The sequence below is a fragment of the Pedobacter jaeyakensis genome, assembly GCF_054461315.1.
This window is the reverse complement of the sequence record NZ_CM136921.1, coordinates 82317-96196: the sequence shown is the minus strand read 5'-3', so window position 1 is coordinate 96196 and position 13880 is coordinate 82317. Positions and strand designations below refer to the sequence as shown.

Annotated in this window: 9 protein-coding genes and 1 tRNA gene; 4 read left to right on the top strand and 6 right to left on the bottom strand. The window is 37.2% G+C overall.

Features of this window, described 5'->3' with window-relative positions; translation table 11 throughout:
* Positions 1-47 precede the first annotated feature (47 nt).
* Entirely contained in the window at positions 48-3077 is a 3030-nt protein-coding gene (locus ACXZ1K_RS00520) for a glycosyltransferase family 117 protein (RefSeq protein ID WP_458971423.1), read from the bottom strand.
* 300 nt (positions 3078-3377) lie between these two features.
* Here ACXZ1K_RS00520 and ACXZ1K_RS00515 point away from each other — a divergent pair.
* The 4 genes from ACXZ1K_RS00515 (at position 3378) to pth (ending at position 5741) form a co-directional block, all read left to right on the top strand.
* A tRNA-Gln gene (locus ACXZ1K_RS00515) sits at positions 3378-3448 on the top strand.
* A gap of 69 nt (positions 3449-3517) precedes the next feature.
* Positions 3518-4459: a ribose-phosphate pyrophosphokinase gene (locus ACXZ1K_RS00510; RefSeq protein WP_458971422.1), complete on the top strand. Its 942-nt coding sequence runs from the start codon at positions 3518-3520 to the stop codon at positions 4457-4459.
* 54 nt (positions 4460-4513) lie between these two features.
* Positions 4514-5092, top strand: coding sequence for a 50S ribosomal protein L25/general stress protein Ctc (locus ACXZ1K_RS00505; RefSeq protein ID WP_458971421.1), 579 nt, complete (start codon positions 4514-4516; stop codon positions 5090-5092).
* Between the two features lie 88 nt (positions 5093-5180).
* Complete coding sequence (gene pth / locus ACXZ1K_RS00500; RefSeq protein WP_458971420.1) at positions 5181-5741, top strand: aminoacyl-tRNA hydrolase; 561 nt, start codon at positions 5181-5183, stop codon at positions 5739-5741.
* Here pth and ACXZ1K_RS00495 read toward each other — a convergent pair.
* The 5 genes from ACXZ1K_RS00495 to ACXZ1K_RS00475 all read right to left on the bottom strand — a co-directional run bounded on the left by ACXZ1K_RS00495 (position 5731) and on the right by ACXZ1K_RS00475 (position 13847).
* Positions 5731-7326, bottom strand: a complete 1596-nt coding sequence (locus ACXZ1K_RS00495) for a response regulator (RefSeq protein ID WP_458971419.1) — start codon at positions 7324-7326, stop codon at positions 5731-5733. The two genes, pth and ACXZ1K_RS00495, sit on opposite strands and share 11 nt — an antisense overlap.
* A 24-nt stretch (positions 7327-7350) precedes the next feature.
* Positions 7351-8178 (bottom strand): CheR family methyltransferase, encoded by an 828-nt coding sequence (locus tag ACXZ1K_RS00490; protein ID WP_458971418.1) that lies wholly within the window; start codon positions 8176-8178, stop codon positions 7351-7353.
* Positions 8178-11669, bottom strand: coding sequence for a response regulator (locus ACXZ1K_RS00485; protein WP_458971417.1), 3492 nt, complete (start codon positions 11667-11669; stop codon positions 8178-8180). Before ACXZ1K_RS00485 ends, ACXZ1K_RS00490 begins: the two co-directional genes overlap by 1 nt.
* Before the next feature lie 96 nt (positions 11670-11765).
* Positions 11766-12455 carry a LytR/AlgR family response regulator transcription factor gene (locus tag ACXZ1K_RS00480; protein WP_458971416.1) on the bottom strand — a complete coding sequence of 230 codons (690 nt, stop codon included), beginning with the start codon at positions 12453-12455 and terminating at the stop codon, positions 11766-11768.
* 9 nt (positions 12456-12464) lie between these two features.
* Positions 12465-13847: a sensor histidine kinase gene (locus ACXZ1K_RS00475; RefSeq protein WP_458971415.1), complete on the bottom strand. Its 1383-nt coding sequence runs from the start codon at positions 13845-13847 to the stop codon at positions 12465-12467.
* Positions 13848-13880 lie beyond the last annotated feature (33 nt).

The following is a 13880-nucleotide window of genomic DNA, read 5'->3' as shown; positions in this document are numbered from 1 at the left end:
GGGCTGGCAATTATTAATTGCTGGCCCCTTTTTGTTATAAGTCTTATTTATTGAGGTCCTAGAAATCTGCTAAAGCGACCTTCCATAGCATTGTATTGTGCAAGTAAATCCTGACTCAACTTAGTTTGTTTGTATTTTTCGGTCGTTTTTGCCATCTGGTTTAAGAACGACATGCCAAGTTGGATGTTCTGTGCGCCTGTAAACTTATTCTTGCTGGCAGAAATATCTGCAAGATAAGTAAGCTCTTTTTGAATGTAGGCAGCAGATTTTTCAATAATTGCATTTGCTTTTTGAGTCTCATTTACCGCGTAAAGATTTTCTGCCATGAAATACATACCCATCATTGATCTCAAACCATAAAATTTATCTGGCATCACTTCAAAATATTTTGCTGCAACCTTTTTAGCTTCTTCAGTTTTTCCTTCATTAATTAGACCTGACATGGTGTTATTAAAAATATTGGTGAAGATAGATACATCGTCTGTCGACTGTGTATCAAGGTATCGTGCATTTTTAATATTTCCCCATACAAATTTTGTCATGAGGTTATTATACAAGACTGGCGTATTCAAAAGTTCAGTTTTACCTGCCAATGCCGTATCGACCTTCAGTGGGATAAGGTGAAGTGCAAGTCCTTCGCTATATAAATAGTTATCTAAACCAAGATATTGTTCTGAAGGTACTGTACTGGCGAAATAAATTGGCCTCTTCCAATTGTTGTGAACCAAAATATCCAACATGGCTAGCTTTCCTTTTGTAACATAATTTTCTTTAAATGTCCAAACTAGCTCAGGAGCGATTTTAGCAGAATCAGCAAGACTTACCAAACCGTTTTTGACAACATCATCACGATTGACCGTTAACTTGAAGTTCTTGGTAGGAATGAAATTTGCCTTCCGCCCGGCTTGCAATGGTATTTTGTCTTCATCATTGTCAGACAACAATACTTCCAGGATATTTTTTAATTCTATATGTCCAGCAATCTTATAATCCTGATAATACATAATATCACGTTCCCCTTGCACATACTGAGATTCCTTCATGGTGATTGGCAATGGCTCAGATTCATTTTGCTTGCGTTTCATGCCGTTTATGTACCAATCTGTATCAAACAGGCTTAAATTAACTAGGCGAATATCTGGTCTAATGTTTTCCACTTCCTGAGCGTACCAGAGCGGGTATGTATCATTATCACCATAAGTAAATAAGATGGCATTTGGCGCACATGATTGCAGGTAGTCTACAGCAATATCATGTGCAACGAGTTTAGTAGACCTGTCGTGATCATCCCATCCCTGTTGGGCCATAATAACTGGTGCCGCTAATAGCGCAATAACTGTAGCAAATATACCAGCGTTAACCGGGGTTAACTTTTTAGCAAGCCACTCTCTTATAGCAAGAACACCCAAACCTATCCATATCGCGTAAGCATAGAAGGACCCAGCGTAAGCGTAATCCCGTTCTCTAGGTTCAAGAGGTTTTTGATTAAGGTACAGTACAATTGCCATACCTGTGAAGAAGAATAGCAAAGCAATGATCCCGGCATCTTTCTGGTTTCTTTTGAAATGCCATATTGCACCCAGTAAACCAAGTATTAGAGGGAGGAAGAAAAAGCGGTTGTAAGCTTTATTCTCAGTAATAGTAGGAGGCAGATGACTTTGATCCCCAAGTCTTATTGCATCAATAAATTTGATACCACTCAGCCACTGACCTTCATATATACTTCCCTGGCCCTGGTCGTCATTTTGTCTTCCGGCAAAATTCCACATGAAATACCGCATATACATTTGACCGGTTTGATATGCAAAGAAGAAGCCAATATTGTCGAATAAAGTTGGGAAATGTGTATCATCAAAACCCATCATGTCTTTATAATAACCGATATGTCTCGCATCGTCACTATACATCCTTGGAAAAGGTGTAGTTCTGTCGTAAACAGCGTCTGTTTTTTTACCTGCTTCTTCGTACTTGTCCGCACCCTTACGATATAGGGTTTTGCCTTCTTGGTATTCAACTGCCTCAGAATTATAGTTAGGTCCAAAAAGCAATGGCCTATCCCCATACTGTTCCCTGTTCAAATAGCCTAAAAATGAAAAAGCATTATCAGGGTCACTATTATTTAAATTAGGATTTGCTTTAGCACGGATAATAATCATCGCGAAAGATGCATATCCGAAAATTATCAATACGGTAGACAGTAGTGCAAGATTTAGGATTTTTTTCTGATGCTTAATGGAATATTTGATCCCCCAAACAAAGCCTGCAATCACCAAGATGGCAAAAAATGTTACTCCAGTTCCAAATCCCATTCCTAGTGTGTTGACAAAGAAAAGATCGAAATATGCGCCAAATGAGACGATATACTGGATAATACCATATTGGATAAATGCCAGGATTAAGACACCAATTACCGCGGTTTTAAATATACCCGCTGTTGTTGTTTTCTTAGTTTTCTTGAAATAATAAACAAAAGCAATAGCTGGAATAGTTAGCAGGTTTAATAAGTGTATGCCAATGGAAAGACCCATAATATATGCTATAAATAGCAACCACCGGTCTGCCCTTGGTTCATTAGCATGAGCTTCCCATTTTAATATAGCCCAGAAAACAATTGCTGTAAACAAAGATGATAGGGCATAAACTTCAGATTCAACAGCCGAGAACCAAAAGCTATCGGAAAAAGTGTATGCTAAAGCGCCAACAACTCCAGCGCCCATTATTGAAATCATGTTTGACTTTGTAACCTCTTCATTCTCCTTAATCAACACTTTTTTAGCAAGTGCGGTGATGGTCCAGAACAAGAAGAGAATGGTTGCACCACTAGCAATAGCGGAGCCTACGTTCATAAAGTAGGCTACTTTATCAAGTTGGCCAAAAGCGAAAAGGGAGAAGAAGCGCTGGATCATCAAAAAGAGTGGGGCACCCGGCTGGTGTACCACCTGCATTTTTAATGCCGAGGCAATAAACTCACCGCAATCCCAAAAACTTACTGAAGGTTCTAATGTTAAAATATAGGTTAAAGTGGCCACTCCAAAACAAAGCCAGCCGGTAATGTTATTGATTTTTGAATAATTCATTTCTTTATCAAAATTGTTAATTGGATTAAAGCGCTATTAATCGCTGCCGAAAATAAAGAATAAGATTGATAATATGTATACATCTTACGGTGTTTAACACTTTTGTTATCGGTAATATTAATCAATAAAAGCTGGAATGTTGGTAGACTAAACTGGCGAGATAGATTTTAAATTCCTGATTTTCAAACTCGATATAACAAGTGATTAATTTATTTTACATTTTTTGTTCTGTGGTATTGCAGAAGTGAAAAATCTGCGTAAATTTGCATTCCATTTAAAAGCAACCCTTTGATGGAAGATTGCCCGATAGTATAAAGGTAGTACAACGGTTTTTGGTACCGTTTGTCTAGGTTCGAATCCTGGTCGGGCAACTAAACAATATTCGGATTGTGATAAACCGCAATCCGATTTTTTTTAACGACTATTGATACTTTTCAATAATGCCATTGCAATTCAACCCAGTTAAACTTTTTGCCGGTACAGGCACTAAAGATTTGGCCTCCAAGATTGCCGAGCAATACGGTAAGCCGTTAGGAAACGTTACACTTAACAAGTTTAGTGATGGGGAGTTTCAGCCTTCATATGATGAGACAGTTAGGGGATGCGATGTTTTTATTATACAGTCTACTTACCAGCCTTCTGATAATTTAATGGAGTTATTGTTAATGATTGATGCCGCAAAAAGGGCATCTGCTCATTACATTACTGCCGTTGTGCCTTATTATGGTTTGGCAAGACAAGATAGAAAAGATAGACCAAGAGTAGCAATAGGTGCAAAGCTGGTGGCTAACTTATTGAAATCTGCGGGGATTCACAGAATCATGACCATGGATCTTCATGCTGCTCAAATTCAGGGATTTTTTGATATACCTGTTGATCACCTTGATGGTTCCGTAGTTTTCGTTCCATACATAAAAAGTCTTGGTTTAGAGAATTTAACGATTGCTTCACCAGATATGGGCGGTTCATACAGAGCCCGTACTTTTGCTAAGTTCTTTAATGCAGAGGTGGTTATTTGTGACAAGCGCCGTAAGCGTGCCAATGAAATCGAATCTATGTCTATTATCGGTGATGTAACCGGAATGGATATTGTGCTGATTGATGATATTTGCGATACTGCCGGAACACTTGCCAAAGCAGCTGCGCTGATTATGGAGAAAGGTGCTAAAAGCGTAAGAGCAGTTTGTACTCATCCTGTACTTTCAGGAAAAGCTTATGAAACAGTAGAGAACTCTATGCTAACGGAACTGATTGTAACAGACACTATACCGTTAAAGCAACCGAGTTCAAAAATCAGAGTATTGAGTACGGCACCATTGTTTGCCAAGGCAATTGCCAATGTAAATGAGCATGGTTCTATTAGCGACCTTTTTAAAGTTTAATATTAATAACTATTATATACCGGAACAATTATGTTCCAAAACATTTAAGAAAAAATGAAAACAATCGCAATTAGCGGTTCTCCAAGAGAGAACGTAGGGAAACGCGATGCTAAAGAGCTTCGCTATGAAGGTAAAGTTCCTGCAGTATTGTATGGTGGTAAAGAACAAGCACATTTTGCTGTAGTAATAACCGAATTAAAGGATGCTATTTATACTCCTGAAGCAAACTTTGTTGAAATCACTTTAGGTGCAGAGAAAGTTAAAGCCGTAATCAAAGAACTACAATTTCACCCACTAACTGACCTACTTTTACACGTAGATTTTCTTCAGTTGTTTGACGACAAAGAAATTGTAATGGAAATTCCAATTAAATTAGTTGGTACTTCTCCAGGTGTTAAAATGGGAGGTAAATTGGTACAAAAATTACGTAAACTTCGTTTGAAAGCTTTACCTAAAGACATGCCGCAAGCTGTTGAAGTAAGCATTTCTAAATTAGAAGTTGGCAATTTATTCCGTGTACGTGATCTTGCAAAAGGAAACTATGTAGTAACCAATACTCCTGAAGATACGATCGTATCAGTAGGTATGTCAAGAGCGCTAAAACAAGCTGAACAAGCCAGCGGTAAGAAATAATTTATTACTTTTTATCAGTAAAAAGGTGGGACAGATCTAATCTGCTCCACCTTTTTTCATATAAGCAAAACATTATCTTTGTAACCAGATGAAATACTTAATAGTTGGCTTAGGAAACATTGGTCCTGAATACACATACACTCGTCATAACATCGGTTTTCTAATCGCAGATCAATTGGTGAAGGACCTTGAAGGATACTATAGCAACTCCCGACTGGCCTATTACTCTGAACTTTCTTTTAAAGGAAAAAAGCTTCACGTGATTAAACCCACAACTTTTATGAATTTAAGTGGCAAATCTGTAAATTACTGGATGCATGAACTTCGAATACCAATTGAGAATGTCCTGGTTCTTGTAGATGATCTAGCTTTGCCTTTAGGGAAATTGAGACTAAAATTACAAGGCAGTAGTGCAGGACATAACGGATTAAAAAGTATAGAAGAATTATGCGGAGGGCAAGCCTACCCAAGACTTCGTTTTGGCATCAGTGATAATTTTGGAAGGGGCGGACAAGCGGATTATGTCTTGTCAAACTTTGACAAAGATGAAGTGCCTGAACTTCCAGATTTAATAGACAGAAGTGTAGAGCTGATTAAAAGTTTTGTAACCGCCGGCCCAGCAAAAACAATGACTGCTTTTAATCAGTAGCCTTAGATGTGTACATTGTTAGCTTACGATGTAATGTTTCCAGTTCAAAGGGCTTACTCACTACATCATTTGCTCCTGCTTCAATAGCAGTTTTCTTATCATTTTCCATTACGGCTGCTGAAAAAGTGATAATGGGTATATTTTCCTTCCCTGGAGCAGCACCATCACGTATTAATTTAATGGCATCTAGCCCATTCATAACTGGCATAAAGGTGTCCATAAGTATGATGTCATATTCATTATCCTTCAGCTTGTCAATTGCGTCCTTGCCATTTTCAACAACATCAGCCTGCACCATCCAGTCTTTTAAAATCTTGATGATCAGAAATTTATTTATAGGGTTATCTTCTGCCACAAGTACTTTTAGATCAGTAAAAGGCATTAACGTTTCTTTCGCTTTTTTTACAACAGTTTTTACATCTTTGCTTATCTGATACCAGTTCTCAAAGCAGAAAGTACTTCCTTTATTAATTTCACTATGTACTTCTAAAGTACCGCCTTTTAGCTTCGCCAGGTTTTTAACAATGGAGAGCCCTAAACCTGTACCGCCAAAATTTACGGTAGTCTGATCATCTGCCTGTTCAAAGGTCTCAAAAATTTTCTCTGTATTCTCCTTTGCAATCCCGATCCCTGTATCAATTACCGAAAATTTTATTCTTGCATTATTTCCCTTAGCATTTACAACCTCAACCTTAAGGGTTACACTTCCCTCAGAAGTAAATTTGATGGCATTCCCAATTAGGTTCATCAAGATTTGATTAAGTCTTAATGAATCTGCAATAATATACTTTGGGAGATCCGGATCCAATATAGTAATCAACTTAAGCTTCTTTTCCTTGGCCCTAATTTTCAAAAGATTAACTACCGCTTCGCACAGGCCGATTAGGTCTGTATCATTTCTGTTGATCCTAAATTTTCCTGCTTCAATTTTTGAAAGATCAAGAATGTCATTAATTACTCCCAATAAGGAGTTAGAGGATATTTCGAGTAATTTGAGCATTTCTTGTTGCTCTTCAGACAATTCGGTCTTTTCTAATAAATGAGCTACTCCAATGATTCCATTGATAGGGGTTCGGAGTTCATGACTCATGTTCGCTAAGAAATTCTCTTTAATTCTCTTTCCCTGTTCTGCTGCTTCCTTGGCTTTGATGAGCTCTTTTTGATAAGCCTCCAGTTCCTTGTTTTTCTGCTTAATCTCTCTCTGGTTTCTTACAAATTGTATAAAAGAATCAACTTTTGCAGAAGTTATAAACGGATCCAAGGGTTTATATAAGTAATCAACTGCGCCAGTATTTAAGCCTTTAACCGCATATTTTGTTTCCTTTGATATTGCTGTAACAAATATGATAAGGATATCTTTAGTTCTGGGATTGCTTTTTAGTATTTCTACCAATTCAAAGCCATCCATTTCGGGCATTTGAACATCAACCAAGGCAATTGCAATGTCCATCTCCCAAGATAGCCTTAATGCTTCGTTTGGATTTGTGGTTGTAATAATATTAATATCCTGCCTTTGCAAGAGGGCTTCAAGTGCGATAATATTTTCTGGTCGGTCATCGACTATCAGGATATTAATTTTTTCCATGGGTGCAAATTGTCATTTGAGGGATTAGGCAATTTTTTGATAAATATTGTTTTTTTTGTCAATTACTTTGAAGCGTCCTAACTCTGTACTTCTTAATGTCTCTTTTGACCCTAGACATAAAAACCCAAAATTAGCTAAACTATTATAGAATAACTCAATAACTTTCATTTGGAGTTCGGGGTTGAAGTATATCAATACATTTCTGCAGGAAATTACTTGGAATTCATTAAATACACCGTCTGATGCCAGGTTATGAACTGAGAAAAGCACGTTTTTTTTTAAAGAATGATTGATAATTGCAGCTTCATACTTTGCAGTAAAATAGTCAGAAAGGGTGTAAGTTGCACCTGTTTTTTGATAGTTTTCTGCATGCTGTTTCATTTTTTGCAGGTCATAAATACCTGTTCTTGCATGTTCCAAAACATCGTTATTGATGTCTGTACCATAAAAAAAACTTCTATCGTAAATATTTTCTTCCTTAAATAAAATGGCAAAAGAATATAGCTCTTCACCAGTTGAACAACCGGCGTTCCATATCTTTAGGCGCTGATAAGATTTCAAATAAGGGATCACATTTGTTGACAAAGATTTGTAAAACATCGGATCCCTGAACATTTCAGTGACATTAACTGTAATTTCTATTAAAAACGATTCAAAGTAATCCTCATCATTCGTAATTAACGTACGTAAATCGAATAAGCTTAGTTTTTGCAAATGCAATATTCTGGTAACCCTTCTTTTTAAAGAAGCGGGAGAATAATTGCTAAAATCAAAATCCTGGGTATTCTTAATAAGATCAACCAGGCTGCTCAGTTCATCGTAGCTAATTATTTCATGGTTATTAGCACTCATTAACTTAACCAAACTCTTAACATTGACAACAGTTTATCCATATCAACTGGTTTTGAAATGTAATCATTTGCCCCCGCCTCAATACACTTTTCGCGGTCGTTCTTCATTGCCTTTGCTGTTAACGCTATAATGGGTAATTTAGCATATTTTTTCTCCTTCCTTATTGCCGTCATCGCCTCATATCCATCCATTTCAGGCATCATAATATCCATTAGTACAATGTCTATGTCTTGGTTTTCTTCCAACTTATCTATCGCCTGCCTACCGTTATTTGCAATCAGGATATTCATGTCGTAAAGTTGCAATGCGCTTGATAAGGCAAATATGTTCCTCATATCATCATCAGTAATTAATACAGTCTTATTCCTAAGTGCTTTCTCGATAGTAGATACGCCTTTTTCAATTGCCTTGCTTTTTACGGAGATTGCTTTTCGGTCCCCCTGCTTCAATTTATTCATAAATAAGCTCACTTCATCGATAAGCCGATCGTTAGATTTGTTGGTTTTCAATACCATAGCTTCCGTATACCGAAGTATCTTATCCATTTTTTCCTGATCTAATTCCATTGCCGTATTTATTATGACAGGAACATGCACAAGATTTGGCTGCGTTTTGATCATGTCTAATAATTCAAAACCCGAAATATCTGGAAGTTTTAAATCCAGAATTATGCAGTCAAATTCCTGATTTTTTAGCATTTCAAGCGCTTCCTTACCTGTATAAGCTTGCTTAACCTCCACGCCTTTACTGGTTAACTGTTCTGTAAGTACCCTACTTTGCAGTTCCTGGTCTTCGATAACTAAAACTGTCTTTAAGTTATATTTTATGTAGGCATCGCTAAGCAAATTAAATGCTTCATCTAAATCTTCTTTTTCTACAGGCTTCCTTAAAAACCCGATAGCACCCTCGCTTTTCGCACGGTCTTCCCGCTCATTTCCGGCAGACATCATGTGTACCGGTATGTGCTTCGTTCTGGAGTCAGCTTTTAATTTTTTTAAAACTTGCCATCCATCCATAACTGGAAGCATAATATCCAGTACTATAGCATCTGGTAATTCCGAAATGGCTATTTCTAAGCCAGTATCACCTTGACTTGCTAAAATTGGTTTGAAACCTTTTTCTGTCGCATAGTCACTTAGTAGCTCTGCAAAAATCGGATCATCTTCAACGATCAATAAGGTTTGCGCATTGCCTTTTCTAAGTTCTGGAACTTTTACAGGAGCAACCTCTGGTACATAAGTTGTGGAATTTGATCGTGGCTCTTGAGAAAGTTGAACTTCCTCACCAAGCATACCTTCATTTCTTTCTGGGATGTATAAAGTAAAAGTACTGCCAACATTTGGCTCACTTTTAATCTGGATTTCTCCGCCCATTATATGCGCCAATTCTTTACTAATGGATAGGCCAAGCCCTGTTCCGCCGTACTTTCTACTTGTTGAACCATCAGCTTGCTGAAAAGCTTCAAAAATTAATTTTTGTTTTTCTAGTGGGATTCCAATTCCTGAATCCTGCACCTGGATAGCTATAATCTGTTCTCTGGTGTTTTTTAGTTGGTCTGAGAAATAGTTTACATCATGATTTGCATTCGCAATTTTTAAGCTTATTTCCCCATGTTCAGGCGTAAATTTGAAGGCATTAGACAATAGGTTTTTGATAATCTGTTCCAATCTAGCCTGATCAGACAATATTGCGTCAGGGAGATTTTGTTCGATAGAAGTTTTGAAGTCGATTTTTTTACTTTTTGCTAATTCAGTAAACAGCGACTCCATGTTATGTTGTATCGCATTTGGTTTTACTGGTTCAATCGTCAGGTCAATTTTCCCTGATTCAATTTTAGAAAGATCAAGAATATCGTTAATCAATGTCAATAGATCGTTACCTGCATTATGAATTACCCCAGCATATTTTATTTGATCTTCATTAAGGTTTTCAGGCCTGTTCTCTTTTAGGATCCTTGCCAGGATAAGTATACTATTCAATGGAGTCCTTAACTCGTGACTCATATTAGCCAGAAATTCTGATTTATATTTGCTTGAAATTTCCAGCTCCTCCGCTTTAAGACTCATTGCTTCACGAGATTGATTCACAAGAATATTTCTTTCTTCGAGTTGCTGTGCTTTCTCTTCCAGTTCAGAGTTTGTTTGCCTTAGTTCTTCCTGCTGTACTCTTAGTTCTTCTTCGGAGGCCTGTAGCTGTTCAGATTTGTAAACTAGCTCTTCATTTGTAGTACGTAATTCCTCTTGCTGACTTTCTAGTTCTTCGGCCTGCTGCTGGGTTTGTTCAAACAAGTCTCTTAGTTTAATTCTTGCTATAGCGCTATTGATCCCTACCCCGATATTTTCTGCTATATTTGTTAAGAAAAGAGTAGTAACCGCATCCGGGTGCTTCAGCATGCCTAATTCGATCACAGCAAGTGTTGTTTCTTCAAATACAATAGGCAATAAAAATAGTGAAGTAGGAGGTGTATCCCCTAATCCGGAGTTAACCTTAATGTAATCCTTTGGAAGATCAGTTAGTATTTTATAAGTCTTCTCTACCGCGGTTTGTCCAACCATACCTTCGCCGATTCGATATTCAGGTAATAGGTTTTTACTTCGCTGATAGGCGTATCCTCCAGAAAACTGGTATGACTTTTTATTAGTTAAGTTCAATAAGAACAGGGCACCTACTGGTGCATTAATATACTTACAAATTTCAGCAATGATGTTGTTGGAAAGATCTTCTATTTCCTGTTCTCCTCTGATGGCTTCATTAATTGTAGTAGCTCCCGATAGCAGCCAGTTTTTTTGTTCATTGTCTGCAGAAATCTCCGCGAGCTTTGTATTGGATTCACGGATTTGCTCCTCCGTGCGTTTTTGCTGATCAAATGTTCGTTTGATGTAAGAAAAAAGGAATAAAATAAGTCCAAAGATTATTGCAGAACTCCCCCAAACTATCCAAGAACTTCTGTTGCTGCTGTAAGCTGTAGCGGCCTTTCTAAGTTTAAGCAATCTCATTTCTTCCGCAATAATCCTATTACTAACTCCTAACATTAGCAATTTAAGACGCTGACCAGTTCCGGTCATTACAGATTTAATTGCATTGTCTCTGCCACCTAAAGCATTTGCCCGTAGCACAGATTGCATATCAGCTATTTTTTCATTTGCATACTTGTCCAGCGTATCTATTCTTAAAGATTGACGCGCATTGTCCGATACCAGTATTTTTAACTCGCCAACACTGGGAGATATCCTATTTATATTGGCATTGTATGGCCCTAGAAAGTCATTTTTTTGCGTTAGTACGAAACCCCGCATTGATGCTTCAGAGTTGAGTACTTCTGTTTCAATCCGCTGAGTTAAATTGATGACTTCGTATGTATGACTTTGCCAACCTGCATCTTCAAAAAGTGCTTTTATGCTCTGGTAAGAAGTAACTGCAGATAAGAGTACAAACAATAAAGACACAGCGAACCCCGTGAGTACCTGCTGTTTGAAGGATAATTTAAACATATATCTCTAAGATAAAATATTATAGTCAGATTGGGACTAAGATAATACTAGAAATGAAATTTTTGCGAAATAATTTTAACCGTTAGCAGATAAAATTCAAAGAATTTCCGATAAAGATTGAGCGTAAGTATTTCCTATTGGGATTACGGCCTCATTTATCCAAATCTGCGAGCGATCGTACTTTGCTATCTTGTCTTTCGAAATAATGAAAGCTCTGTGTGTCCTGATGAATTTTTTAGCTGGTAGCATTTGGATCATCTCGTTAATTGGTACCCGGGTGCTCAAAAGCTTTTCATTTTCGAGGTGTACACGAGTATAATTTCCAGAGGCCTCTATATATAAAATGTGATCAAGTTGTACCTTAATCTGTTCATACCCATCTTTTATAAAAATAGTAGTTTGCAAGTCTGAGGCATCGCTAATATTTTTCCTTAGGTTAAATAGCTCTAATGCTTTATTGCAAGCTTTTAAAAACCGTGGAAGCGAAAAAGGTTTTAGTAAATAGTCTATCGCATCTAGCTCAAAGCTTTTTACGGCATGCTCAGAATAAGCAGTTGTAAAAACTACCATAGGAGGTTTGGTCAGGCTATTCAAGAAGTCTATTCCGTTAATATCTGGCATCTTAATATCCAGAAAAATCAGATCCACTTTATGCTGCTGCAAATAACTAATGGCATCAAAAGCATTTGTAAATGTTTCGGCTAAAGTTATAAATGTAACCCTTGAAGCGTGGGATTTTACAATGTCCAGGGCGATAGGCTCATCATCAATAGCGATAGCGATCATGCTATAAAATTAGTTAATTTCCTCTAATTCTATGGTCAAGTGAACGAAAAACTCTTTGGCATTTTCTCTAATGATGAGTTCATGCTTGTCGGGATATTGCAGCGAAAGTCTTTGCTCAACGTTTTTAAGCCCAATGCCACTTTGAAGTCTCTCAGGGTCATTCTCACTCTTAATATGTATGCTATTGTTCACATCGAAAAACAATTTTGTGCCTTTTGTTTGAAGTGTAATCTTAATATGCGAAGGGGAATTTAGGCTAATCCCGTGCTTAAATGCATTTTCTACAAAAGGTAGTAACACCATTGGCGCTATTAAGTATTTATTTAATGGCTCTTCTAGCTGGGTTTCAATATGGATATTATTGGTTGTGGCCGTCCTCAATTTCTGGAGGTCAATATAGTTTTTTAGATAATCCATGTCTCGTGAAAGAAAGATTCTGTCTTCCAAATTTTCCTCAAGCATAAAACGCATCATATCGCCGAGCCTTTGGATCCCCTCGCCAGTTCTCTCCGCATTTTCTTGCAGGGCAGTGCCATAGAGCGTATTAAGGGCATTAAAAAGGAAGTGTGGATTAATCTGGGATTTTAGGAAATTTAAATTCGCGTCAGACTTGCCAAGTTCTGTTTTAAGTGATTTAATCTCCTCTATATCTTTTTTATTCCTAGACTTATAGAAGTTCCATGCACAAATAGGAACAACAAGCAATTGGAAGGGCAGGTTAAATGGATATATGAATTCGTAGGTTGATACGTTGCCATAAATAGCAAGTTGTATAACCAGCATCGCCAGGAAGCTTAATCCTGTAATAAATATCGTATATCCAATAAATTTTAGAACCGGGCGCCTTTTGCTGATCAGCGTTGGCATAAGGACATGAGTGGAATACAGGTAATGCAAAATAGCAAGCGGAGCAATGGTAGTGAAGAAAACATTCAACTTATAATCCGCGTTAAGAATGGCAACACTTGCATTCAGAAAAATTGAAAAACCAAACAGCAAAATTGCTTCTTGCATAATATTTGCCTTTTTGCTGATCTTGGACGAATTAAAGTAGATAATTAGCATCTTTAAAGCTATTAAAATAGCAAAGTATTCATTTATAAGCCGTGTTACAAAGCAAACGTTAATGAATAAGCAGATCAAAATAACGGCAGTAGAAGGCCTTTTCTCTTGTTGTTCCAGTTCCTTATCGACAAAAAAGAACAAAATAAAATAGCAGACACATGTTATAATGTAACTGAACAAAAGATTGGTCCAGTAGTTAGGGTAATACTGATGATGGAATATGGTAGCATGCTCATTAATGGCAACACCGGCATTGAAAAAAAATGCGATTACTGCACATGCTGTAAAAGCAATAAGTTCAATTTTTGCTGATTCTTGTAATTTCATGGTTGTTATTTCTAATGCTGCAATAGTACAAAT